Origin of the sequence: Jeotgalibacillus marinus (assembly GCF_040801915.1) — a bacterium.
In the GTDB taxonomy this organism is placed as follows: domain Bacteria; phylum Bacillota; class Bacilli; order Bacillales; family Jeotgalibacillaceae; genus Jeotgalibacillus; species Jeotgalibacillus marinus.
Genome location: NZ_JBFMIA010000005.1, coordinates 64927 through 90916, shown reverse-complemented (window position 1 = coordinate 90916; position 25990 = coordinate 64927). Strand labels below are relative to the sequence as shown.

25 protein-coding genes are annotated in these 25990 nt (G+C 38.5%); 22 read left to right on the top strand and 3 right to left on the bottom strand.

Annotated elements, in window-relative coordinates; genetic code table 11:
• Nucleotides 1–36: 36 nt before the first annotated feature.
• The 9 genes from trpE (at nt 37) to AB1471_RS08180 (ending at nt 8765) form a co-directional block, all read left to right on the top strand.
• Nucleotides 37–1440 (top strand): anthranilate synthase component I, encoded by a 1404-nt coding sequence (trpE, locus tag AB1471_RS08220; protein WP_367779271.1) that lies wholly within the window; start codon nt 37–39, stop codon nt 1438–1440.
• Complete coding sequence (locus tag AB1471_RS08215; RefSeq protein ID WP_367779270.1) at nt 1437–2006, top strand: anthranilate synthase component II; 570 nt, start codon at nt 1437–1439, stop codon at nt 2004–2006. Before trpE ends, AB1471_RS08215 begins: the two co-directional genes overlap by 4 nt.
• A 37-nt stretch (nt 2007–2043) precedes the next feature.
• The gene (gene trpD / locus AB1471_RS08210) at nt 2044–3066 is read left to right on the top strand and encodes an anthranilate phosphoribosyltransferase (RefSeq protein ID WP_367779269.1); all 1023 of its coding nucleotides are present in this window, start codon (nt 2044–2046) and stop codon (nt 3064–3066) included.
• Entirely contained in the window at nt 3063–3863 is an 801-nt protein-coding gene (trpC, locus tag AB1471_RS08205) for an indole-3-glycerol phosphate synthase TrpC (protein ID WP_367779268.1), read from the top strand. Before trpD ends, trpC begins: the two co-directional genes overlap by 4 nt.
• A complete protein-coding gene (locus AB1471_RS08200) occupies nt 3860–4474 on the top strand; it encodes a phosphoribosylanthranilate isomerase (RefSeq protein ID WP_367779267.1) in 615 nt (204 codons plus the stop codon). The genes trpC and AB1471_RS08200 overlap by 4 nt, the downstream gene beginning before the upstream one ends.
• Nucleotides 4471–5673, top strand: a complete 1203-nt coding sequence (trpB, locus tag AB1471_RS08195; protein ID WP_367779266.1) for a tryptophan synthase subunit beta — start codon at nt 4471–4473, stop codon at nt 5671–5673. The genes AB1471_RS08200 and trpB overlap by 4 nt, the downstream gene beginning before the upstream one ends.
• A complete protein-coding gene (trpA, locus tag AB1471_RS08190) occupies nt 5666–6442 on the top strand; it encodes a tryptophan synthase subunit alpha (protein ID WP_367779265.1) in 777 nt (258 codons plus the stop codon). Before trpB ends, trpA begins: the two co-directional genes overlap by 8 nt.
• A gap of 239 nt (nt 6443–6681) precedes the next feature.
• Nucleotides 6682–7362 carry a response regulator transcription factor gene (locus AB1471_RS08185; RefSeq protein ID WP_367779264.1) on the top strand — a complete coding sequence of 227 codons (681 nt, stop codon included), beginning with the start codon at nt 6682–6684 and terminating at the stop codon, nt 7360–7362.
• A complete protein-coding gene (locus tag AB1471_RS08180) occupies nt 7359–8765 on the top strand; it encodes a HAMP domain-containing sensor histidine kinase (protein ID WP_367779263.1) in 1407 nt (468 codons plus the stop codon). Before AB1471_RS08185 ends, AB1471_RS08180 begins: the two co-directional genes overlap by 4 nt.
• Here the strand turns inward: AB1471_RS08180 and AB1471_RS08175 are convergent.
• Complete coding sequence (locus tag AB1471_RS08175) at nt 8746–9180, bottom strand: Hsp20/alpha crystallin family protein (RefSeq protein ID WP_367779262.1); 435 nt, start codon at nt 9178–9180, stop codon at nt 8746–8748. The genes AB1471_RS08180 and AB1471_RS08175 overlap by 20 nt on opposite strands.
• A 323-nt stretch (nt 9181–9503) precedes the next feature.
• On the opposite strand from AB1471_RS08175, the gene AB1471_RS08170 reads away from it, so the two are divergent.
• The 3 genes from AB1471_RS08170 to AB1471_RS08160 all read left to right on the top strand — a co-directional run bounded on the left by AB1471_RS08170 (nt 9504) and on the right by AB1471_RS08160 (nt 14459).
• Nucleotides 9504–12326, top strand: coding sequence for a 2-oxoglutarate dehydrogenase E1 component (locus AB1471_RS08170; RefSeq protein ID WP_367779261.1), 2823 nt, complete (start codon nt 9504–9506; stop codon nt 12324–12326).
• 29 nt (nt 12327–12355) lie between these two features.
• The gene (gene odhB, locus AB1471_RS08165) at nt 12356–13603 is read left to right on the top strand and encodes a 2-oxoglutarate dehydrogenase complex dihydrolipoyllysine-residue succinyltransferase (RefSeq protein ID WP_367779260.1); all 1248 of its coding nucleotides are present in this window, start codon (nt 12356–12358) and stop codon (nt 13601–13603) included.
• Between the two features lie 187 nt (nt 13604–13790).
• A complete protein-coding gene (locus AB1471_RS08160; protein ID WP_367779259.1) occupies nt 13791–14459 on the top strand; it encodes a GNAT family N-acetyltransferase in 669 nt (222 codons plus the stop codon).
• Nucleotides 14460–14772: 313 nt separating this feature from the next.
• Here the strand turns inward: AB1471_RS08160 and AB1471_RS08155 are convergent, their stop codons facing one another.
• Nucleotides 14773–15138, bottom strand: coding sequence for a GNAT family N-acetyltransferase (locus AB1471_RS08155; protein WP_367779258.1), 366 nt, complete (start codon nt 15136–15138; stop codon nt 14773–14775).
• 527 nt (nt 15139–15665) lie between these two features.
• Here AB1471_RS08155 and AB1471_RS08150 point away from each other — a divergent pair.
• The 7 genes from AB1471_RS08150 to murB all read left to right on the top strand — a co-directional run bounded on the left by AB1471_RS08150 (nt 15666) and on the right by murB (nt 22289).
• Nucleotides 15666–16151, top strand: a complete 486-nt coding sequence (locus AB1471_RS08150; protein WP_367779257.1) for a hypothetical protein — start codon at nt 15666–15668, stop codon at nt 16149–16151.
• Nucleotides 16141–16905, top strand: a complete 765-nt coding sequence (locus AB1471_RS08145; protein WP_367779256.1) for a 6-carboxyhexanoate--CoA ligase — start codon at nt 16141–16143, stop codon at nt 16903–16905. Before AB1471_RS08150 ends, AB1471_RS08145 begins: the two co-directional genes overlap by 11 nt.
• A gap of 5 nt (nt 16906–16910) precedes the next feature.
• Nucleotides 16911–18281 carry an adenosylmethionine--8-amino-7-oxononanoate transaminase gene (gene bioA / locus AB1471_RS08140; RefSeq protein ID WP_367779255.1) on the top strand — a complete coding sequence of 457 codons (1371 nt, stop codon included), beginning with the start codon at nt 16911–16913 and terminating at the stop codon, nt 18279–18281.
• Complete coding sequence (bioF, locus tag AB1471_RS08135; protein WP_367779254.1) at nt 18265–19443, top strand: 8-amino-7-oxononanoate synthase; 1179 nt, start codon at nt 18265–18267, stop codon at nt 19441–19443. The genes bioA and bioF overlap by 17 nt, the downstream gene beginning before the upstream one ends.
• Nucleotides 19440–20141: a dethiobiotin synthase gene (gene bioD, locus AB1471_RS08130; RefSeq protein ID WP_367779253.1), complete on the top strand. Its 702-nt coding sequence runs from the start codon at nt 19440–19442 to the stop codon at nt 20139–20141. Before bioF ends, bioD begins: the two co-directional genes overlap by 4 nt.
• Nucleotides 20138–21136 (top strand): biotin synthase BioB, encoded by a 999-nt coding sequence (gene bioB, locus AB1471_RS08125; protein ID WP_367779252.1) that lies wholly within the window; start codon nt 20138–20140, stop codon nt 21134–21136. Before bioD ends, bioB begins: the two co-directional genes overlap by 4 nt.
• A gap of 295 nt (nt 21137–21431) precedes the next feature.
• Nucleotides 21432–22289: a UDP-N-acetylmuramate dehydrogenase gene (gene murB, locus AB1471_RS08120; RefSeq protein ID WP_367779251.1), complete on the top strand. Its 858-nt coding sequence runs from the start codon at nt 21432–21434 to the stop codon at nt 22287–22289.
• Between the two features lie 180 nt (nt 22290–22469).
• On the opposite strand, the gene AB1471_RS08115 is transcribed toward murB, so the two are convergent.
• Entirely contained in the window at nt 22470–22604 is a 135-nt protein-coding gene (locus tag AB1471_RS08115; protein WP_367779250.1) for a sporulation histidine kinase inhibitor Sda, read from the bottom strand.
• A 1006-nt stretch (nt 22605–23610) separates the two neighbouring features.
• Between AB1471_RS08115 and AB1471_RS08110 the strand changes: the two genes are divergently transcribed.
• The 3 genes from AB1471_RS08110 to AB1471_RS08100 all read left to right on the top strand — a co-directional run bounded on the left by AB1471_RS08110 (nt 23611) and on the right by AB1471_RS08100 (nt 25982).
• Nucleotides 23611–24723 (top strand): N-acetylmuramoyl-L-alanine amidase family protein, encoded by a 1113-nt coding sequence (locus AB1471_RS08110; protein WP_367779249.1) that lies wholly within the window; start codon nt 23611–23613, stop codon nt 24721–24723.
• 475 nt (nt 24724–25198) lie between these two features.
• Nucleotides 25199–25402 (top strand): DUF6501 family protein, encoded by a 204-nt coding sequence (locus AB1471_RS08105; protein WP_367779248.1) that lies wholly within the window; start codon nt 25199–25201, stop codon nt 25400–25402.
• A gap of 109 nt (nt 25403–25511) precedes the next feature.
• The gene (locus tag AB1471_RS08100; protein ID WP_367779247.1) at nt 25512–25982 is read left to right on the top strand and encodes a Rok-like winged helix domain-containing protein; all 471 of its coding nucleotides are present in this window, start codon (nt 25512–25514) and stop codon (nt 25980–25982) included.
• Nucleotides 25983–25990: the final 8 nt, after the last annotated feature.

Below are 25990 nucleotides of genomic sequence, written 5' to 3'. Positions count from 1 at the left end.
TTAATCCACCGTAAGCGGTGAAGAGAGGTGTAAGAGTTGAGCAGAGTAGAGAAGAGTTATTTTAAGACAGAAGTGGTGAATGGAGATTCGTTAACACCTATTTCCATTTTCCAGAGTTTAGAAGGATCCAAAAAGTGTTTACTAGAGAGCTCTTTAAAGCATGAGGAGTCAGGAAGGTATTCGTTTATAGGGGCCAACCCTTATATGGAGTTCATAGGACAAGGGAATGAAACATTGATTAAGGAAACTTCCAGTGGCGATTTTGATCGAGTAAATGGAAAACCGCTTGATCAATTGGAACGTTTACTGAAAGAACAACAGGTTCAAGCTCTGAGTGATATGCCTTTTGCAGGAGGGGCAATCGGATACATTGGCTACGATGCGATTCGCATGTATGAAGAAATTGGTGAATTGCCATCCGATCAGCTAGAGATGCCAGATGTTCATCTGATGCTCTATGACACGATCGTCATCTACGACCATAAAAAGTATGAAGTGACGATCACTGCACTGAATCCGAAAAATAAATACACGATGCAAGAACTTGAACAAAAAGTCAACAGCATTAAAAAGCAACTTTCTCATTATAAAAACGTACAGCCTGGGCTGGATGAATTGTCCGTTTTAGCGTACGTATCCAATATTGAACAGTCTGATTACCACGAAGCAGTAGAGGTTGCCAAATCACATATTCGCGATGGAGATATTTTTCAAATTGTATTGTCACAACGTTTAAGTGCACCATTTGAAGGCTCACCATTTTCGTTTTACAGAAAGCTGAGACTAGATAATCCTTCTCCTTACATGTTTTTTATCGAATTTGATAATTATACGGTACTCGGTGCTTCGCCAGAGAGTTTGATTAAAGTAACAGGCCGTGATGTGACAACGAATCCAATTGCGGGTACGAGAAAAAGAGGTCAATCGAAAGAAGAGGACTCAAATTTAGAAAAAGATCTTTTAAACGATGAAAAAGAGTTAGCTGAACATCGAATGTTAGTTGACTTAGGTCGCAATGATTTAGGCAAAGTGTGTGAGATTGGAACGGTTGAATTAACAAAATACTTGACCATTGAAAAGTATCAACATGTCATGCATATTGTGTCCGAGGTAAAAGGGGTACTCAAGTCCGACATGTCAGGTCTTGAAGCACTGATTTCTACTTTACCTGCAGGGACAGTGTCGGGCGCGCCAAAAATTCGTGCCATGCAGCTGATCAATGAGCTTGAAAAAGTAAAACGTGGTGTGTATTCGGGGGCTGTAGGGTATGTTGGTTTTGATGGTAACCTTGATTTTGCTCTAGCGATTCGAACGATGGTCATTAAAGATCGAGTGGCACACGTACAGGCTGGAGCAGGTATCGTTTATGATTCTATACCTGCGATGGAATACCAAGAAACGTTGAACAAAGCACGTTCGTTGCTGGAGGTGAGATCATGATATTGCTCATCGATAATTATGATTCTTTTACCTACAACTTGTATCAGTATTTAGGAGAAATAGGCGAAGTGAAGGTTGTTCGAAACGACCGATTGACGATACAAGAAATCATTGAGCTTGGTCCATCTTTAATTGTGATTTCACCTGGACCTGGTCACCCAACAGATGCAGGGATTTGTGTGGAAGTAGTGAAAGAGCTAGGCGAAACGATCCCCATTTTAGGTGTTTGTTTAGGTCATCAGGCGATCGGTGTTGCATTTGGGGCAACCGTTGGTAAAGCAACAAATGTCATGCACGGGAAGGTGTCGTCCATTTGTCACACAGAGCCACAGCTTTTTGGGGAGGATGATTCGATTGATGTAATGCGCTATCACTCGCTTGCCATCGATCGAAACACACTGCCTGCTGAGTTAGAAGAAATCGCGACTGCCCAAGATGATGGAGAAATCATGGCTGTGATGCATAAAACACAGCCTATAATAGGACTTCAATTTCATCCAGAGTCGATCGGTACAAGGGATGGAAAAGCATTTGTAAAAAAAGTCGTTCAATTTTTAGCTGAGTGAAAAGACGAGATGAGAAGAGATAGGAGAGTGGAGCTAGATGAGAGAGTTGCTCGAAAAAGTACAAAACAGTCAGAGTTTAACCGAACAAGAAATGATGAAAGCAAGTGAAGCGATGTTTAATGAAGATACAAATGATCAATTGATCAAGTCATTTATACTTGCGCTTAAAGAGAAGGGTGAAACAGCTGATGAAATCGTAGGCCTAGTAAAAGTAGTACGAAAACACGCCCTTCAAATAGAATCACCGCTACCAAATGTGATGGATAATTGTGGAACAGGTGGCGACGGCTCAAAAAGTTTTAACATCAGTACATGTTCAGCTTTCGTTGTAGCTGGTGCCAATGTGGCCATTGCGAAACACGGCAATCGTAGTGTATCAAGTAAAACTGGAAGTGCGGATGTTTTAGAGTACTTAGGTGTTCGGCTGGATTTTTCAAGGGAGGAAGTTAGTCGCCTGCTAAAGACTAACAATATTGCGTTTTTATTTGCACCTCACGTGCACCCTGGGATTAAAAAAGTCATGAGAGCGAGAAAAGAACTAGGTGTTCCAACGATTTTCAATTTAATTGGACCCCTAACAAACCCGCTCGATTTACAATCACAGCTCGTCGGTATTTATAGAAGAGAGATGCTTAACACGATAGCTGAGGCACTACACCGAATTGGACGAAATCGCGGAATCGTGATCAGTGGAGCAGACCATATGGATGAAGCATCACTTGCGGGAGAAAATCACTTAGCGATTATTGAGAATAATCAAGTGAAAACCGTTACACTAAAGCCGGAAGATGTAGATTTACCGAAGATCGCAAAAGAAGAAATTATTGGTGGAGATGCCAAACGTAATGCCGAAATATTACTTTCTGTATTAAACGGAGAGCCATCCGCTTACCGAGATACGGTTTTATTAAATGCTGGACTTGCGTTATTTGCACACGGGACGGTGCCCTCGATTAAAAAAGGGATTGAACTGGCCAAACAAAGCATTGACTCATTAAACGCACTAGAAAGATTGAATACCCTCGTTTATTTTAGTAACAGTAAGGAGTTGGCACAATGACTCGAACTATCTTAGATACCATACTTGATAAAAAAGTCGAAGAGGTTGCACGTATAAAAAAAGACTCTTCCTATTTACTTAAACGAAAAGCGAAGCAAACAATAAAAGCAACGCTCAAAGAACGTTTAGATGAAAAAGAGACATTGGGTGTAATTGCCGAAATTAAGCGAGCATCTCCTTCGAAAGGAATTATCAATGGTGACGTAAATCCGGTGGAACAAGCCAAACAATATGAATCAAATGGTGCATCTGCTATTTCTGTTTTAACAGATGAAGCGTTTTTTAAAGGGTCAATGGAAGATTTAACAAATGTAGCCGAAGCTGTGTCCATCCCAGTATTGTGTAAAGATTTTATCATCGATGAGGTACAACTCATTCGGGCAAAAACAGCGGGTGCCTCGATCGTGTTACTTATTGTTGCTGCATTAGACCAAGCATCCCTTCAGCGGTTGTACAACAAAGCAAGTGAGTTAGCATTAGAAGTTTTAGTTGAAGTTCATAATGAGGCAGAACTTGAACGGGCACTTGCCATTGACGCGACGATTATTGGCGTGAATAATCGAAACTTAAAAACATTTGAAGTGGATCTTGCCATTAGTAAACAGCTTGCTGAAAAGATGCCGTTAGAAGACATTCATTTTATTAGTGAAAGTGGAATCTTAACTGCCAAAGAAGCCTCCTATGCTGCTGAAAGTGGAGCAAGTGGGGTGCTTGTTGGTGAAGTGTTGATGCGTACTACCAATGTTTCAGGTCTACTTCAATCACTCCAAGTGCCACGCAAGTGTGTGACAAAATGAAAGTAAAAATTTGTGGTTTACAACAAGAAGAACATGTTCGTGAATCTGTCAGTAGCGGGGCTGATTTTATTGGATTTGTCTTTGCACCTAGTAAACGAAACGTATCCATTGAGCAAGCGCAAAAACTTGTCGCTATGTTACCTTCTACAGTCAAAAGTGTCGGTGTATTTGTGAATCCAACAAAAGAAGAACTTGAAGAAACGATTCAGCAGGTTGGATTAGACATTGTACAGTTGCATGGTGATGAAACGGCCGAATTTTGTGCGAGTATTTCTAAGCCTGTCATAAAAGCATTTAGTATAAACAGCGTTGAGGATTTTGATCAAACGAACGATTATCCAGTTGATTATCACTTGGTTGATGCACCCGGTTCGACGTATCGAGGCGGAAGTGGACACACGTTCGACTGGTCGCTGATTCAAAATCAGCAAAAAAAGACTAGTTTAATTCTCGCTGGGGGATTATCTGTAGAAAATATTACACAAGCCATTAAAACGGTTAAACCGTATGCAGTCGATGTATCAAGCGGTGTGGAGACAGACGGCGTAAAAGATGGACAGAAGATTCAGGAATTTATTCAACGAGCGAAAGCGGGGAGTGAGCAATCATGAGTTACACACAACCAGATCAAAACGGACAGTTTGGGCAATTCGGTGGACGATTTGTACCTGAAACGTTAATGCAAGCAGTGATTGAATTACAAGAAGCCTACGAAGAAGCACAAAAAGATTCTTCTTTTCATCAACAGTTAGATCATTATTTACACGATTACATTGGAAGAGAGAATCCACTTTATTTTGCTGGAAATTTAACGAAAAAAACGGGTGGAGCAAAGATCTATCTAAAAAGAGAAGACCTGAACCATACAGGTGCTCATAAAATCAACAACACGATTGGCCAAGCACTTCTTGCTGTTCGTATGGGGAAGAAAAAAATTGTGGCGGAAACAGGCGCAGGTCAACATGGTGTAGCGACTGCGACTGTTTGTGCCCTCCTTAACTTAGAATGCGTCATTTATATGGGGGAAGAAGATATAAGACGCCAGCAGCTGAACGTGTTTAGAATGGAACTGCTAGGTGCGAAAGTCGTGAGTGTCTCACACGGCAGCGGCACACTAAAAGATGCGGTAAATGAAGCCATGCGCTACTGGGTGTCAAATGTCTTGGACACGCATTATATTATTGGTTCTGTACTTGGACCACACCCATTTCCACAAATGGTAAGGGACTTCCAAAGTGTGATTGGGAAAGAAACAAAGCAGCAAATTCTTGATAAAGAAGCGCGCTTGCCAGATACGATTATTGCTTGTATCGGCGGTGGAAGTAATGCCATGGGGATGTTTTATCCGTTCATTGAAGATGAAGATGTTAAGTTAATTGGTGTCGAAGCCGCTGGATCTGGTATTGAAACGAGTAAGCATGCCGCAACGCTAACTGCTGGTGATGTTGGAATCCTTCACGGCTCAATGATGTATTTACTCCAAGATGAAGATGGACAAATTCAAGAAGCACATTCTATATCCGCTGGTTTAGACTACCCAGGTATTGGACCAGAGCATAGTTATCTACACGAAATAAATCGAGTGCAGTACACCTCTGTAACTGATGCTGAAGCCCTCGATGCGCTTCAGCTTATGTGTCAGACAGAAGGGATTATCCCTGCCCTAGAAACGGCTCATGCCATACATCAAGCGGTCGAAGTGGCGAAAAATTCTCCCAAGGAGCACATCATCGTTATCTGTCTTTCAGGGCGCGGTGACAAAGATGTCATGACAGTAAAAAGTGCATTGGAGGAACGTGCGAATGGGTAAAAGAACAATTCAACAGGCGATCGAGCAGGTCAATCAAAATGGAGAGAAAGCCTTTATTCCATATATTATGGCAGGTGATCATGGATTAGAAAATTTAAGAGATCAACTATTGTTTTTACAACAATCAGGTGCCACGGTTATTGAACTTGGCATTCCGTTTTCTGATCCAGTAGCAGATGGTCCAACGATTCAAGAAGCAGGGAAACGGGCTCTCAAGCAAGGTACAACGTTGAAAAAAATCTTTGATACGTTACAAGAAATTCGTCAAGATGTAACCGTCCCGATTGTTTTAATGACCTATATTAATCCTGTATTCAAATATGGTTTGGAACGATTTTTTAAGGATAGTGAAAATGCAGGCGTTGACGGATTGATTATTCCAGACGTTCCACTTGAACAACGATCACTATTTGAACAGCATATGCAACAAACCGATCTTGCTTTGATTCAGCTTGTCACATTGACGAGCCCTGATCAGCGAATTGAGAGTCTAGCAAAAGCATCTGAAGGTTTCTTATACGCCGTTACGGTAACAGGTATAACTGGTGCTAGATCAGAAGTCAGTGAAAAACTAGAAAGCTTTATTGATAAATTAAAGAAACATAGTGATGTGCCAGTATTAGCTGGGTTTGGCATTTCCACACCAGCGCAAGTAAGAGAAATTTCTTCACTTGGCGATGGAGTGATTGTCGGTAGTCGAATCGTTGATCTTCTTCATAAAGGTAAGCGAGATGAAATTTTTGAGTTAATTCAAGCAGTACGAGGATAAATGTAAGAAGCTGACCTTTCTGAGGTCAGCTTTTTGCTAAGAAAAAGATCAAAAGCCCCATTCCCAAACACAATTCTGTATTTTTTACCGATATAGGCTACAATGTAGAAAAAGATAAAAATGATGACACACGATCAAAACGATCTGACTGAGAAAGGTTTTTCTCTAACACATGCGATCGAACGAATGACTGAGTAGATCTAATTAGTCTTGTGTAAGATTAAAAGGAGACGAAAAAGGTGGACAAAAGCGTTTTAGTCATTGAAGATGAAAAAAACTTAGCACGATTTATCGAACTTGAATTACAACACGAAGGGTATGAAGTGACACTTTCTTTGGATGGAAGAAAAGGTCTTGAGAGGGCAATTGAAGGAGAGTTTGATGTCATATTACTCGATTTAATGCTGCCTTCGTTAGGTGGGATGGAGGTTTGTCGACGAATTCGTCGATTAAAACAAACACCTGTTATTATGATTACAGCTAGAGATAGTGTAATGGACCGTGTTTCAGGTCTTGATAGTGGGGCAGATGATTATATCGTCAAGCCTTTTGCCATTGAAGAATTACTTGCCAGAATACGTGCATTGACTCGAAGAACGAGTGAGCCAGCAAAAGAAAAAGTGTCCGTCTTAGTTCATAAAGACTTATGCGTAAACCTGGATTCTCATCTTATTCAAAGAGGGGACACTGAGATTGTTTTGACCAAAAGAGAGTTCGATTTACTGCAGATGCTTCTTGAAAATCAAGATATTGTTTTAACTCGTGATCGGATCTTGGAAAAAGTTTGGGGGTTTGATTCTGAAGTTGAAACAAATGTGGTAGATGTGTATATTCGACACCTTCGCCATAAAATTGACCAACCTAACGTGCAGAGCTATATCGAAACGGTTCGAGGTACTGGGTATGTGATGAGATCATGAACAGACTGACGAACATTTGGAACAACTTATCATTAAGATGGAAATGGACGATTGCAGGTGGAGCATCAATCTTTCTTGCCTTTACAACGTTTAGTATTATTTTAATCATTTCCATGAGTCAATTAATGTTTCAAGAAGAAAAATCATCTGTAGATGAAGTATTAGATGACCTTGCTTCTTTTTACAAAAATGAATACAGGGTTACGGAAAGTGGAAGCATTGAGGTTTTTGATCAAATATATGAAAAAGGACAAACGATTCGACTTTATAATCAAGATGGATCGGAAGTTCTTTCTTTTCAGGGTGAGGTACCCAGTTTATCGTTACCTTTTACACCTACGTTGGACAGGCAAATTAACCGAATGAGCGTAAGCAATCAAGATGTGTTAGTTGGCAGGTCACCTATACGATCTCAGCAGTATATTATTGGGTACGCAGAGGTGATCCATCCACTTACGATGTATAAATCAATGCGAAATTATATGATTTTGTTGTCACTCGTTTTTGGTCTAGGTGCTTTACTATTTAGTGCGGTTATTGCTTACTTCATGGCAGGACGATTTATATCTCCTGTAGTTGCACTTGGTCATGCGATGAGGAAAACGCAAAAGGAGGGCTTTCAAAAACGATTGGAGATTCCAGTCGTTCAAGATGAGGTTGGGGGATTAGTAGAAGTTTTCAATGATATGATGGATGAGCTAGAAGCGACATTTATGAAACAACGGCAATTTGTTGAAGATGCGTCTCATGAATTGAGAACTCCTATACAAATCATTGAAGGGCATCTATCTCTTATTAATCGGTGGGGGAAAGAAGACCCCGCTGTATTAGCGGAATCGCTTGGGATCTCCATTCAAGAGCTGGATCGTATTAAACGTTTAGTAAATGAATTATTGACTTTAACGAAAGCTGATCGTGAAGTAGTCTTTTCAGCGAATGCTTATTCAATGCCACATACGGTCGTAAGCAGTGTCGTAACGAGAATTCATGAACTACATCCAGATCGTATCATCCACATGAGCCTTGCAGAAAAAGAGCCACCAGTTGCACTGGAAGCTCACCATATCGAACAAGTGCTATTTATTTTAATTGAAAACGCATTGAAATATTCAGCCATCAATGAAGCGATTGAAATAAAAACTTTAAAAACCAACGATCAATTTTCAATTTCCATTCAGGATCATGGAATTGGTATACCTGAGGAGGATCTGCCATTTATTTTTGATCGATTTTATCGAGTGGATAAAGCAAGAAGTCGAGATCAAGGTGGCAATGGACTAGGGCTTTCCATCGCTCAAAGGATCTTGAAAGTCTACGGTGCACAAATAACAGCTTCAAGTAGACATGGGCATGGAACGACGATGACGATTTATTTACCGCTAGTTAGTCAATCGGATCGATAGAAAGCTCCATTTCAAATTGCTGTCTACTTTTAGGTAAACAAATTTCAAGTGTCTCTTCTTTCACTTCTGCTGTTGCTCCCTTTTTTGAAATAGGTGCTGGCAATGTAATTTTTAATTCGGGTTGTTCATGAATCCGAATGATTAGTTGGGTTAATGTATGGTGAACTTGTATATCATTAAGCGAAATCTCATGAACTGGGATATGAATGTACACATAATGAAATGATTCAAACATAGAATACGCTGAATTCGAATTCGAATTCGGTTGAGAAGATGGAGAAGGTTGAGAAGATGGCATAGATGGCATGGCATCTGGGGATAAATTAGAAAATGATTCATTCATATACTTTTGAAGCCATTCCTGCCAATCATCTGGCGAATTTGACTTCGGAAATAAGGACTGCCAAAAATCCATCCTCTCACCCCCTTACATAATGATATATGATTGTACAGGTTAAAACATACCGTGCAGATTTTGTCGGAAAACAGATTGAAAAAAAATCCCTTGTAATGGTTAAAGATAACAAATTAAATATGAAGAATAGAAATGAATAATGATTCACTTCATCCAGCAGACCTATTTTTTTAAAAAAATGATACGAAACGCTTTATCTCATGCCTTTACAGTGATAAAATGACACTGTAAGCGTTTTATAACAAGTTAATTACTATTTTTACATAGCATTTTTATACATAAAAAAATTGTATAAAGATGTCCAACATGTTGGAGGTTTCAAAATGAGAAAACAGTCGGAACAACAGGATTTATCAAGAATGAACTTTTATGGTCCCAACCTCGGTTATATGATCGAGATGTATGACCTCTATCTTGAAGATCCAACGTTTGTTGATGAAGAATTAAGAACGTATTTTAAAAAACATGGTGCCCCTGGTTCAGTTAACGGTGGGAGCGCTGAAAGTCGCTCGTCAGAAGTGAAAATTGAAGGCACGGATTACGGTAAGGTTATTGCTGCTATTCAATTAGCTGACAGTATCCGTACATACGGTCACCTTGCAGCGGATATTAATCCTCTAAATGACCGCGAAAAAGATACAAATCGTATTGAACTTACTTCTTACAATTTATCAAAAGAGGATCTAGAAAAAATCCCTGACAATGTTTTGATTCAAAAGTCAGTTCCTGAAGTGACAAATGGATATGAAGCCATTCAATACTTGAAAAAAATGTACACAAAAACAGTTGCATTTGAGTACTCCCACGTACATAACCAAGAAGAAAAAGCATGGTTAAAGAATTATATTGAGTCGGGCATTTTAGATGTGTCAATCGATGAAGAAAAGAAAAAAACTTTACTTAATCGTCTTATTCAAGTAGAAGGTTTTGAGAACTTTGTCCATAAAACATTTGTTGGACAAAAGCGTTTTTCCATCGAAGGATTGGATACAATGGTCCCCCTTCTTGATGAAATTATTCAATCAGCCGTTCAAAAAGGTGCTGAATCAGTCAATATTGGCATGGCCCACCGTGGACGTTTAAATGTTCTTGCTCATGTTCTTGAAAAACCCTATGAAATGATTTTTGCTGAGTTCCAACATTCACCTATTAAGGATCTTATTCCGTCAGAAGGCTCGATTGGAATTACTTATGGATGGACAGGAGATGTGAAGTATCATTTGGGTGCTGACCGCAACCTTAAAGACTCGGCAAAAACACGGATTACGTTAGCGAATAACCCAAGTCACCTAGAAGTCATTAGTCCAATCGTTGCTGGTTATACAAGGGCTGCCCAAGAAAATCGTTCGAGAGCAGGTTACCCTGAACTTTTGGCAGAATCTTCACTTGCAATTATGATTCACGGTGATGCTGCATTTCCTGGTCAAGGTGTTGTAGCTGAAACATTGAACATGAGTCAGCTTAGAGGCTACCATAACGGTGGGTCGATCCATATCATTGCCAATAATATGATTGGTTTTACAACAGAATCATTTGATTCTAGGTCAACAAAGTACGCATCTGACACAGCAAAAGGTTTTGAAGTACCAATTGTTCACGTGAATGCGGACGATGCTGAAGCATGTTTAGCTGTTGCGGTCATGGCTCTTGAATACCGCTCAAAATTTGGCAAAGACTTTGTGATCGATTTGATTGGTTACCGCCGTTTTGGTCATAACGAAATGGATGAACCAATGGTCACTAATCCGAAAATGTACACAATTATTACGAAACATGATAACGTTCGTAAATTATATGAAAAAAAACTTGTTGATAACGGGACACTTTCAGCTGATGAAGCGTCTGACTTGCGTGATTCGAACCAAAAAATGCTCCAAAAAGCATATGATACAGTTCCTAAAACAGAAAGAGATCCAGATTCAAACATGAATCCACCAGAAGGTGTGATCAACTCTAAACTCGACGTCACAACCTCTGTTGAAATGAATCGTCTACAAAAAATGAACGAAGATCTTTTAACATGGCCAGATGGCTTCAATGCATTTAAAAAGCTTGAAAAAATTCTAAAACGCCGTGAAGAGCCATTTACAAAAGAAGGTAAGATCGACTGGGCTCATGCTGAAACACTCGCATTCGGAGCGATTTTACAAGATGGTACTCCAATTCGTTTAAGTGGACAAGATTCACAGCGTGGGACGTTTGCTCACCGTCATCTTGTACTCCATGATGAAAAAACAGGTGATGAGCTAACACCACTACATCATATTGATGGTGCGGAGGCATCATTTGTTGTTTACAACAGTCCATTAACTGAAGCCGCAGTTGTCGGTTTTGAATATGGATACAACGTAATCTCACCTGAGACATTAGTTTTATGGGAAGCACAATTCGGTGATTTCGCAAATATGTCTCAAGTGATGTTTGATCAGTTTGTTTCTTCCAGTCGTGCGAAATGGGGACAAAAATCAGGTCTTGTAATGCTGTTACCTCATGGTTATGAAGGTCAAGGACCCGAACATTCATCAGCAAGGTTAGAACGTTTCTTATCACTTGCTGCCGAAAACAACTGGACCGTTGCGAACCTCACAAGCTCAGCTCAATACTTCCATATTTTACGCCGTCAAGCAGCAATCTTGAAACGTGAAGAAGTAAGACCGCTTGTGATTATGACACCAAAGAGTTTATTACGTCATCCACTTGCTTCTAGAAAGGTAGATGAATTTACAGAGGGAACGTTCCAACCGTTAATTGAACATGATGTATACGGTCAAAACCAGGAGAGGGTAGAGAGACTAGTTTTTTCAAGCGGGAAAATCGGAATTGATTTGATCGAACGCGCAAGTAAAGAGGCCGACAATGATTGGCTTCACTTAATTCGTATCGAAGAAATCTACCCATTCCCAATGGATGCTGTAAAAGAAATTATTGAGCGCTACCCATACTTAAAAGAAATCAAGTGGGTTCAAGAAGAACCTAAAAACATGGGGGCTTGGACATTTGTTGAACCACTTCTAAACAAGCTGGTACCCCGAGGTGTTGAGATAGAATATATTGGTCGTCGCAGAAGAAGTAGTCCATCTGAGGGTGACCCAATAGTGCATAAAAAAGAACAAAATAGAATTCTTACAAAATCCGTTACAAAATAGTAACTCGATCCAATAAGGGGGACGTCGCAGTGGCAGAAATTAAAGTACCAGAATTAGCAGAATCAATTACAGAGGGTACCATCGCTCAGTGGCTTAAGCAACCAGGCGATAAAATAGAAAAAGGTGAGTACATTGTTGAGCTTGAAACAGACAAAGTAAACGTTGAAGTCATCTCAGAAGAAGCCGGTGTGATCACAGAGCTTAAAGCGGAAGAAGGCGGCACCGTTGAAGTTGGTGAAGTAATTGCCATTGTTGGAGCTAGTGGTGAAGGCACAGCTCCAACGAACGAAGCTCCAAAGAAAGATGCATCGTCTGAACAGCCTAAAGAACCATCTGATGAAGTAGAAGAATCTTCTTCTGAAGATGACAAGAAAGAAAGAACGATCGCTTCTCCTGCAGCTCGTAAGCTAGCACGAGAAAAAGGCATCGATCTTTCCTCAGTATCAACCATTGATCCAATGGGGCGTGTGCGTAAGCATGATGTAGAGTTTCATTCATCTAAACCGCTTGAAGAACCGAAGAAAGAATCAAAACCAGCGGCGAAAACAGAACAAACGACCAAAAAAGAAGAGTCAAAACCTGTCGTGCGTGAAAAAATGTCAAGACGTCGTCAAACGATTGCGAACCGCCTTGTAGAGGTTCAGCAAACGGCTGCGATGCTAACGACGTTCAATGAAATTGATATGACAAACGTGATGGAACTTCGTAAACGCAAAAAAGATCAGTTCTTTGAAACAAATGACGTACGTCTTGGCTTCATGTCATTCTTCACAAAAGCCGTTGTTGCCGCTTTGAAGAAATTCCCATATGTTAATTCTGAAATCGATGGCAATGAAATCGTTTTGAAGAAATTTTATGATGTGGGTGTAGCAGTTTCCACCGAAGATGGTCTTGTTGTCCCTGTCGTACGTGACTGTGACCGTAAAAACTTTGCTGAAATTGAAGGAGAAATTGTTGAGCTTGCGACTAAAGCGAAAAACAAAAAACTTCAACTTAGCGACTTACAAGGTGGTTCATTTACAATCACAAATGGTGGTGTGTTCGGATCTCTTATGTCTACACCAATCTTAAACGGACCTCAAAGTGGTATTCTTGGAATGCACACCATTCAATTGCGACCTGTTGCAATCGATAAAGATACAATGGAAAATCGTCCAATGATGTACATTGCACTATCATATGACCACAGAGTGATTGATGGTAAAGAAGCAGTAGGCTTCCTGTCAATGGTTAAAACATTACTTGAAAACCCAGAAGATCTACTTTTACAAGGATAATATTTGTGGACGACTGAGGTATTTTTTAAAAAAGATCATGGAATTTATTTTCCATGATCTTTTTTCTCTTTACCGTTTTATCTGCCTAGTTCGGTACAGGATAAGCATCTAGTTATAGAATCAGCATGAACCACAATATTCGGAGCAAACAGTGTTCAATAAATAAATACTTATCTAAGGAGAAAAAATGGATATTATATGGAGAGAAGCCACCATACAGGATTTAGAAATCATTCGATCTGCTCTACAATTATACGATGAATCATTCCCATATGAAGTACGTGAACCCCACGAAGTGTTTTACCAAAGTCTTCAATACCAGAAGGACTGTTTCCCAAACTCTTTTAGGTTTTTAATAGGGATTTATAATAATAAGCTATGCTCATTCGCTACAGCCCATTATTTTGCTAACGTTAACTTTGGATTTATTGTTTATATTGTGACTGATCCATCTGTTCGGAATGCAGGACTAGGATCGATTACACTGCAAAAAATAGACGAAATATTAACAAAAGATGCTAAAAAGGCAGGCTATGATTCATTAGATGGTATCGCATTAGAAACGGAGAAAGAAGAAATGGTGAAATCAGAAAAAGAACGAATAGACTGTATTAAACGAAACCATTTTTTTGAAAAAAATAACTATGTTCAAATAGATACTATTAATCATGTGCAACCTCCATTACGTTCGGAGGATCGTGCTGTACCACTGAATCTTTTTATAAGAACTTACAATAACCCTCTAACTAATCAACTTGTTAAGGACATTATTGGAGAGATTTATAAAGAAAAATATCAAAAAGTTAATAATATACCTAAGGATATACTTGAAAAATGTTACAAAAATATATTTTAAATTTACTTATTTTGTACCAGTATCACAAATATAATAAGAATTACTTTATATAGGAAAAGGTAATACCATATTAGAAAAAAGTCAGTGGTGTTCTTGAACAGAAAACGCCACCATTGAATAAAGACGATTAAAAAATGGTGACGTTTTATTTTTTAATCGTCTATTTCCTCTAATCACCCCTTTGTTGTTAAATAACTCCTCTCAGGATGCATGATTAGACAACTCTTTTTCTAAGCAATAATGAAGCATTCCTTTGTAATCAACTTCCTTAAATTTTCGGTAACCTAATTTGTACCAGAATGCTAATCCCTGCTCATTTATGAACAGCAAGTCGTAATACTTTCTTATTCATTTTATAAATCATTTGCTCAAACGACTGATAGGCTAACGTTGCATTTCCATTTCCTTGATATTTTTTATGTATAACAAACAAGCTAATCCATGGCTTATTATCTGATGGATTTGACAAACAATAGTCAACTAGACCAATGTAGTTCTTATTCTGTTTAATTAATAGACGTTCGGCATTTAATCTTTCACTCTCAAGATGTTCATCCCGTATATCCTCTTCCTGAATTTTTTCTTTATTTTTGGAAATTAAATTGTAGGCTGGATTTGAGTTCATTATTTCCATTTCCAACTCTAGCTTATTTATATTATTTTGCTCTAAAGCAATCATTCCATATAAGCCTCCTGTACAGATGTTTGAAAACAAGCTTTTCCCTACTAATCTTTATTTTTTGACCATTTTGCGGAATATGCCTACCTGCCATTCGCTGGTAAATTTATGATAATCTAAGCGTATCATAAATTTCATTTGTTGAGAATAAGCAACTTTAAACGGACGCCTGCTCATGGATAAACGATCTATCATTCCACTTCATGTTACGTACACTCCTTCAACAGTCACTTTCTTTTCCTCTCTACCCCTCGTCTTTATTTGCGATTTCATGTCCATGACCAAATGTAAGTTTTCCAATCAGTTGATCAAACCGAGAATTGCCATTGTTATACCATTTCATCCACATTTAATTTTCAAAATATTACTAATTCCATAACCTCTTGATTGTTGATTTACGAATTCACTTCTTTTTAAAGGCACTGATATAGCTACATAACTTTTGAATCACATTGACAGATTTCGTTTTTGTATGTAATATGTCAACTGAAATGATATTTAGGTTTACATATATCAGGAGGCGAAGAATGAATGTAAAACTTATTGAGTTAACAAGGATTTCGTTACTAGCTGCTTTTATTTCTGTGACTGGCATGATGAAAATTCCTTCTTTTATGCCCGGAGCTGAATTTCAATTATCTGCACCAATTGCTATTGCTATTGTAAGTGTATTTGGCTTTTGGCGTTATTTGTTGGCGGGATTTCTTTCAAGCTCAGTGTTATTTTTTCTAGGAATACATACGATTTTAAATATAGAAATATCAATGGTTTATCGAATTGTTGCTGGAGGAATCGTGGCGATATTTGGTCCATCTGCACCCGTACTGTTAGCAGCAGGACCAATGGGTTCAATTGCCGCTCGATCTGCTTTAGCAGCTACTTTCAATATTGAGGTATGGCCTTTATTGCTAGGTGCTATACCAGGAATGATATTTACGATGTTGACTGTCATTCCACTGACAAAAATGTTGCAGCGAACCTATTTGGTGGTGAATAAAAAATATGCCTACTGATTATTACAGTGTTCGAATGAGAGCAGCAACAGGGGGCCCCCATGAACAGGGAGGAAAACACATTTCGGGTGGAGAAACACTTTCAACCTATGAAAAGATCGATCGAGAGATAAGCTCACTTGTTAAAAAAGCACTTGCTCATTCGAGAGGAACACCAGATTTTATGCAAATTCAGTTGGAAAAGGTAGAACAAACAATCACAACGCTGTCACCTTTGTCCATCGCAACGAACCATGTATTAACACCACAAGAAGGGCATCTCACCGCAAGGGATCTATTACAAAAAAGTGGCGTTCCTCTTCAAGCTATTGAATATGCCTACCAAATGATAGACGAGGAGCCTACTGTCAGAGGTGCATGTTTAATCGATATTTATACAGGTAAGAGAATTGATCAGCGGAGAGACAGTGGGGTCCGTGTGTCCCGAATGGCTTGGCAAGAAAATAGTTACCAAAAATGGATAACTGACCTTATGATTGATAACAATATTCGTCTAAAAGAAGCGATCTCACTTGCTACAAAGGTAGCTAGTCATGGTGGCACAATAGCAGAATTATGCTGGTCCGATGATCCTGATTACGTGACAGGATATGTAGCAAGCAAAATGGTAGGCTATCAGCGTATTACTTCTCTAAAAGAGTTTGGAGATGAGAGTGGATGTCGCGTATTTTTTGTCGATTTGGAGAAAGAGGAAGATAGGAAGAGTTATATAAACTATTTAGAGAAAGAACCAGTATTACTAAAATGGGAGTGAAAAGTATGGCTAGTGATTTGATTGAAAGTAGTAAAAAACATTTATGGCTACCTTTTACACAAATGAAAGATTATGACGAGAACCCACTGATCATTGAGAGTGGAAAAGGAGTCAAGCTGAAGGACATAAATGGAAAAGAATTTTATGACGCCTTTTCTTCTGTTTGGTTAAATGTACATGGACATCGAAAAAAAGAACTAGATGAAGCGATTAAAAATCAATTAGATAAAATTGCTCATTCAACGCTTCTTGGAATGACCAATGTACCTGCAACAGAGCTGGCAGAAAAACTTGTTGAAATTACTCCAGAAAATTTAACGCGTGTGTTTTATTCAGACAGCGGTGCGACTTCCATGGAGATCGCACTTAAAATGGCCTTTCAATACTGGAAAAACATTGGAAGATCTAACAAGAAAAGATTCGTTGCGATGAGAAACGGTTATCACGGGGATACCATTGGCGCTGTTAGTGTCGGTGCCATCGATATTTTTCATCATGTGTACGGTGCACTAATGTTTGAGAGCTATAAAGCACCCATTCCATACGTTTATCGGTCTGAAAGTGGGGACGCCAAGAAAAGTAGGGATGAGTGCTTGCAGAATCTTGAACAATTATTGGAAGAAAACCACGAAGAAATTGCGGCTCTTACGATTGAATCCATGGTTCAAGGTGCAGGTGGAATGATCGTAATGCCAGAGGGATTTCTATCAGGAGTTCGAGAGCTATGTACGAAATACGATGTTCTTATGATTGTGGATGAAGTAGCAACTGGATTCGGACGAACAGGAAAGATGTTTGCATGTGACCATGAGGGCGTTCAGCCAGATTTAATGGCGGCTGGTAAAGGGCTAACAGGTGGATACTTACCAATTGCTGTTACTTTTACGACCGAAGCAATATATGAAGCCTTTTATGATGATTATGAAAAGATGAAAACATTTTTCCATGGTCATTCTTATACGGGGAATCAGCTTGGCTGTGCGGTTGCTCTAGAGAATTTACGCCTTTTCCAAAGTGAAAGAATCGTAGAAGGAGTACAAGAGAGCGCACAAGTTCTGAAGGATTTGTTCATTGAACAAATAGAAGAGTTACCTCACGTTGGAGATATTCGTCAATTAGGACTTATGTGCGGGATTGAACTTGTATCGTCGAAAGAAACGAAGGAAGCTTTTCCTGTCGAAAAACGTGTTGGCTATAAAGTGTCTTTAAAAATGAGAGAACTCGGCATGCTTACAAGACCTGTAGGGGATGTCCTCGTATTTATGCCGCCTTTAGCGAGTACGAAACAAGAACTTCGAGACATGATTCTGATTATGAGAGAAGCGATCCAAAAAGTGACAAAGGAGGAGGCAGATACGATTGGATCAATCATTTGATTGTTGGCTTCAAAATCGTGTGGATCTTTTAAAAAATAAGGGGCTTTATCGAACGTTACATACGATGAATTCATCACCTGGGCCAGAAGTGAATGTCAATGGAGAGAACAAAATCGTGTTTTCTTCTAACAATTATCTTGGTCTTGCAAATGATAATCGGGTTAAAAACGCAGCTAGTCAAGTGGCTCACGAATTTGGAGTAGGGAGTAGCGGGTCTAGATTAACGACCGGTAACACAAAATGGCATGCAAGATTAGAAGAGAGAATCGCACAATTTAAACAAACAGAGGCAGCTCTCCTTTTTTCAAACGGCTATTTAGCAAACATAGGTGTGCTTTCTTCTCTACCTGAAGAAGGAGACGTGATTTTAAGTGATGCTTTTAACCATGCCAGTATCATAGACGGCTGCCGGTTATCAAAAGCTCGAACGATTGTTTATAAACATGTTGATTTGATAGACCTTGAACAGAAGTTAATGGAAACACAAAAGGCCGATCGAAGATTTATTGTGACAGACGGCGTTTTTAGCATGGATGGTGACATCGCTCCGCTTGATTCTATTATGCAATTAGCTAAGAAATATAGCGCGTATGTAATAGTAGATGACGCTCATGGAACGGGAATTCTAGGAGAGTTTGGACGAGGCACTTGTGAATATTTACAAGTAAAACCTGATGTCATGATTGGAACACTAAGTAAAGCGGTCGGAACAGAGGGAGGGTTTGTAGCGGGGTCAAAGGAACTGATTGACTTCCTTATCAATCAGTCTAGAACGTTTATTTTTCAGACGTCACTTCCGCCAAGCGTATGTGCAGCCTCTTGTCAGTCGTTAGAAGTGATCGTTCAAGGCAAACAGTTAAGGAATGCTCTAGTCACAAACATTTGGGCTGTTACAGAGGGGTTGACGAAAATAGGCTATCGTATGAAAGGGACAAATACTCCTATTATCCCTCTTATCATCGGAGATTCATATAAGGCAGTAAAGTTTTCACAGATGCTTCACGAAAAAGGAATTTTTGCCCCTGCGATACGCCCTCCAACTGTGCCGAAGGGTGAAAGTAGAATTCGTATTACGGTAACAGCCGAGCATACAATAGAGGAAATCAATCAATTAGTAGATGCATGTGAGTTAATAGGAAACGAATTGAGCGTGATAAGGTGAAAGGGCTTTTTATAACAGGTACAGATACTGATGTCGGAAAAACTTTTGTAACGGCAGGATTAGCAAATGTTCTAAAAGAAAAAGGCCTGGATGTAGGTGTTTTTAAGCCATTGTTAAGTGGCATCAATCGTGAGGACGAAACAAGTGATACTTTTTTACTGAAAAAAATGTCACAAACATCGCTAACACTCGAGGAGATCACTCCGTTTCAATTTCGAGAACCTCTTGCGCCTTTAGTTGCTCAAAGACTCGAAGGAACCGTACCAGTCACTTTAGATGATGTGTTGAATCACTGGAATTTGATCAAACAACAACATGATTTTTTCCTCATTGAGGGAGCAGGAGGGATTTCGGTTCCATTAGGCGAGTCGTTTTTAGTCAGTGATCTTATGAAAGCGCTAGACATTCCTGTTTTAATTGTTACTCGGCCGAATTTAGGAACACTCAATCACACCTTCCTAACGGTTCAATATGCTAAAAAACTAGGCTTGAATATATTAGGTATTGTGATAAATGGGATCAGTAATCAACCAGATATAGTAGAAAAAACAAATGCAGAGTTAATGGAAGAAATTTGTGGTGTTCCTCTATTAGGCATCATTCCACGAATTGAGTCACAATCAAGTGAAGCAATCTATGAAGCGGTATTAGAATATTTAGATTTAACTACTTTACTAGAAGGGATGGAGAAAGAATGAATAAATGGATGGAGCTTTCAGAACACGTTTTACTTGGAGAGGAATTAACAGATCAGGAGGCACTTTCTATTTTAGAATGTCCAGATGACGAAGTATTGTTGCTGATGCATGCAACTTACCAAATAAGGAAGCATTATTTTGGAAACAAAGTAAAGCTGAACATGATTATGAATGCAAAATCTGGTCTATGTCCTGAAAATTGTGGGTATTGTTCGCAATCATCTATTTCAACCGCACCGGTAACTTCTTATAGGATGGTAAATAAGGATGAGATAATAGAAGGTGCGAAAAAAGCGCATGAATTAAATGTAGGGACCTATTGTATTGTTGCGAGTGGAAGAGGACCGTCCAATAGAGAAATTGATCAAGTCGTTGATGCTGTGACAGAGATTAAAGATACATATGGCTTAAAAGTTTGTGCATGTTTAGGTATCTTAAAAACGAACCAAGTAACCCGTCTAAAAGAGGCAGGGGTCGATCGATACAATCATAATTTGAATACGTCTGAAGCTCATCACGACCAAATTACTACTTCTCATACTTATGAAGACCGTGTGTCAACAGTAGAAATGGTTAAAGATTCAGGGATTTCGCCTTGTTCAGGAGTCATTGTTGGCATGAAGGAAACAAAACAAGATGTGATTGATATGGCTCGAAGCCTAAAAGCTTTAGATGCAGATTCTATTCCAGTCAATTTTCTCCATGCAATAGATGGGACACCGCTTGAAGGAGTGAAGGAATTACATCCATTATATTGCTTAAAAGTTTTGGCGCTATTCCGTTACATAAATCCTTCAAAAGAGATTCGTATATCTGGGGGACGTGAAGTTAACTTGCGCTCCTTACAGCCTTTAGGTTTGTACGCAGCTAACTCGATCTTTTTAGGTGATTACTTGACAACAGAAGGCCAAGAAACAACAGAAGACCACCAAATGTTACATGATTTAGGATTTGAAATAGAAACAGCAGAAGAAATGTATAGTGTTGAAAAATAAATGTAAATATCAATCGAGATTGGCAATAATGATTATAAATGTAAAAATAGTGATGCTACCTAATTAGGTAGCATCACTATTTTTACATTATGGGTGAATTTACTTCTCTACAACTTTAAATGATGATAAGATTCTATCGAGGAAAATAGTTTTCCACGTTCAAACGTTGTAAGGTGATAGTAGCTTATGATCGTCCTCCGTGCATTGGTAACTTCATTTTACACGAGGCGCATGGATTTTTTCCATTTTCATTCTTTTTTACTGTCGCGTTGTTTAAATTTAGGAGGGAAAAATGATGTTAAAAAATGCATCTTTAAAAGAATACACATATACAAAAATTGGTGGTCCCGCGGATTATTTGAGCATCCCTAAGACCATTGATTCGTTAAAAGAATCAATTGATTTTGCAAAAAACAAAAAAATACCGTGGATGATTCTAGGTAATGGATCCAACGTGTTGATTCGAGACGGTGGGATTGAGGGTCTTGTTATCCTAACAACATCTTTGGTTCAATCATCAATCAAAGATACGACAATTATCGTTCAAGCTGGCGCACCAATCATTGAAATATCTCAGTTGGCTCGGGATCAATCGTTAACTGGTCTTGAATTTGCGTGTGGTATTCCAGGGAGTGTTGGTGGAGCTATTTTTATGAACGCAGGAGCTTATGGTGGAGAAATAAAGGATGTATGTAAAAGCGTTACTGTTTTAACAAAAGAAGGAATAGTGAAAAAATTAAACGCAGATCGTTTGAATTTTTCTTATCGATCCAGTTCGGTTCCAAAAAACGATTGGATTGTCTTAGAAGTTGAGCTCGAACTAAAAAAAGGTGATTATCCTAGCATCAACGAAAAAATGGAAGAGCTAACGTTTTTACGTGAATCAAAGCAACCACTTGAATTCCCTTCTTGTGGTAGCGTTTTTAAGCGCCCAGAAGGTTTTTACGCAGGTAAGTTAATCCAAGATGCGGGCTTGCAAGGAAGTCAAATAGGTGGTGCACAGGTTTCACTTAAACACGCTGGCTTTATTGTAAATAAAAACGAGGCGACTGCCAAAGATTATCTTGATTTAGTAAGACACGTTCAAAAAACAGTAAAAAATAAATTTGATGTTGACCTTGAAAAAGAAGTACGTGTGATCGGGAGAGATTAAAAGCTGTTTACAATCATTAGCTTTTTAAGGTGGGGTGAAAAACAGCATGCGAAGAATTTTGGGAAGAAGTGTCGTAGTTGGTTTGACAGCCCACCTTTTGAAGGTACTGTCTCACTTAATAGTACCATTCATCCAATAAAAAACATGCAATCCAATAAGGATTACATGTTATATAGTCAATCATTTTTTGTTTTGTACGGCGTGTATGCCTCTTTTTTTGATTTCTTTTCGTAAGATATTTTGTGTGTTTTGTTCACCGTGCTTTTCTGCATCACGATACGCTGCCACCAACTGCTCATTACTTAAAATTTTCATCGAATATCGACCCCCTTAAGTAATAATGGAATAATCTAATAATTCCATTAACAAAATTATAGCAGGTCATGCTCGTATTATTCAATGAATATTCTCAATTGTCACAAAAATGTATTATATCCTAAAATAAGACATGGTTTTGAAACCATGTTTTTTCTCATTACATGGGAAGATGTAAAATTTGTTGTTTTTTGAAGGATTATCGAAATTAAGAATTTATAGCAATGGAAAAGGAGGTTCAGTGTATATGAAAGCGATTATACAGTGTTCTTCCTATTCGTAGCTTCTTGCAGGAGGATTAGGCATCGTGTTTTTATCCTCCCGAACTTTTTGTGGAAACAAAGTAAATGAGAAAAAGGCACAGTAAGAAAAACTGCTGTGTCTTTTTTTGTTAAGTTTCTTTTTTAAACCATTCTCTGCTCTATGGTTTGATTTTGACAAGCTGAAATAAGCATTTGTTCTACTTGTTTTTTTAAAATGCTAAGTATTTCTAATCCAGAGCCAACGAAACGAGTAGAAGGTCTACTTTTGAAAACGCCGTATTCACGTCTTTAACCATTTGTGAAGTTATTAATATGCTGAATGTGGTAGATGCCTTATTTGACTCTTCTGTTTGTCGGTCGATAATAGTTTCATGTTGCAAATTCTTGATTTTTGTGAATTTTTTGTTGTTAGTGGTGGATCTAAAAAACAATTCTGCTACATAGTAGGAACTCGGAAAGCAATTAATTTAGCAGAAAGGGGTTAAAGGCAGTAAAACGTTAACCCATGGATGCAGGTGATCACCTGTGCTGTATGTGTGGGTATAGAGATGTACGCCACATCGTTTGGTTTTTTCTAAAGACTTGTATAGATGTAACTAAATTAAATTTAATTAGTGTTAAAGCTTAAAAACTTCAAATAGAGTCACAGATTTAAAGTCAGAAAATATACTATTAATAGGGATCTAATTAAACTAAATAAGAATCCTAACCTAATAAAAAATAATAGAAAGGAGTGATAGTTAATGGCTAAAATTGTATGGGATGCAGGGCATGGTGGTAACGGATCAACCCCTGGAAGAAGAACACCAGACGGAGAGTATGAGTGGAATTTTAGTGACAAAATCGTACGAGCTGGCATGAGTTTTTTAAATGGGTATGAAAACGCACAGCAACTACGTGTGGATGATGCGACAGGAAAGACAAACGTATCTTTATCTTCTCGTACCAATCAAGCAAACAGTTTTAATGCCGATGTGTTCGTGAGTGTGCATCAAAACGCATTTACAGGTTCTTGGGGAACACACTCAGGAACGGAGACCTATGTCATGACTCCTGCGTCAAACAATCCTAAATCAAAGGCATTGGCTGATAAAGTACATCCAAAACTAGTACTAGCGATGGGTCTAAATGATCGAGGAATTAAAGCGGAGAACTTTCACGTTTTGCGTGAAACAAAAATGCCTGCCATTCTCGCGGAGTGTGGTTTCATGGATTCTACTATTGATGTTAAGCGTATGCGATCGGAAGCAGTTTTAAAATCAGTTGGTGAGGCAATAGCAAAGGGCGTTGCGGAGTATTTAGGATTAAAACCTAAAAATGAAGGAGTTGATACGTATACCGTTCAACGTGGAGATACGTTAAGTAGCATTGCCCGAAGGTTTAACACTACTGTGGATGCACTTGTATCATTAAACGAACTATCTGAACCAAACTTGATTTATGTCGGTCAAACGTTAAAGGTTAGTTATACGTATACCGTTCAACGTGGAGATACGTTAAGTAGCATTGCCCGAAGGTTTAACACTACTGTAGATGCACTTGTATCATTAAACGGACTATCTGATCCAAACTTGATTTACATCGGTCAAACGTTAAAGATTAGTGGGTCCGTGCCAACCCCGCCAAAAGAGTATGTACAACTTCCAGGGTCTGCTGCCACATGGCGAACGTATAAATTAGATGTTCAGCCGATCAAAAAAAATAGTGATTGGAGTTTGACACCAAGTGCATTCGGTGGACTAGAATATGAGATTTTAGGTAAACCGTACCCCGATGTTGTCACGATCAATACGAGCAGAGGCAAACGTAATATTTATGTAGCTGCAAGTACAGGCGCAAAGATTATTAAAAAGTGATAGTAAAAACCCTCCGACAAAAAGCAGAGAGGTTAACTTCAAAATACAAAATATAGCTGCTCACATTCAGCAACAAATCGGAAGAAAGAACGATTCAATTATATTAGCTTCCATGGTGGGATTTCACTAGATTCTTTGGTGATTATTGACATTAACTGATAAATCTCCTCGCGTTCTCTTTCTACTCTTTTCGATCAGATGGAGCGAATTATTCCGCCCCTTACTTTTTATATTTCACTGATCATAATTCCTCTTTAATGTCGTTATCTATAGAAAAGTTCTTAATTTGGTCATCAATTATCAAAAGGAAACTTTATTTATTTTTATTTTATGATACCATCAGTGATACTGGTAATGTTTCTTGATATACTTTTATTTGATTAAAAGATATTCGTCAAGTTCATTAAATGATGACTTCACCAAAATAATTATTTAAATTCACAAACATTTAGTTGAATGAGAAGGAGAGATTGGGATGATTCATAAAGGCTGGGAAGAGCGACCATCCATTAAAAGAGTAATTTGTGTCCACGATGATGCTGCAAAATATGTTGTCAATAACGTGCTAACGGTTGGCAAAGCGTATGAGGTCAAAAATGAAACAGATGAGTTTGTTTTTATTATTGATAACAGCGGAAAAGTGGGAGGGTTTTACAAAGATTACTTCAAAGATGCCTAATTGTTTGAAACTCTAGTTTTTTCTTAAAACTAGAGTTTTTTTCTTTTCAATTAGAATTTTAAACATTATAATAAATAGTATAGACAAATAACTTAAAGGGGAGAATCCCATGTTTACTGAAAGAGTGGCATTAAAAATTCGTTTAGAACAGCTACAAGATTCAGAGGAAAGAATTTTTCAAGAGTTTAGGAGAGAAAGACAATTTATCTTGAAGCGCCTTAGTGAACTTGATGCTAACGGTTTAGAAAATCCACAACATCAATCACTGTACACACCTGAGATGGTTGAGATCGTTTCATCGCCTTTTACAAATGAATCCATTCAAACCCCACAACCTGCTGCAAAGCGAATTCTAAAAACGAAAAAAGTAGGAAAATCTAGACAAATGCATGAGGCTGCATTTAAAATTTTACGTGATCGCTTAAAACCTGTAAAAGGAACAGAAATTCAAGAATATATTTTAAACGAGACTGGCTTTAAAGTGGCGAATATGACAACGTTTATGAAAACAATTCAACGCAAAGACCAACAAGTTCGAAAACTAGATCGTGGATTATATATTTTTGAGAAAGAATCTTAATAGTGATT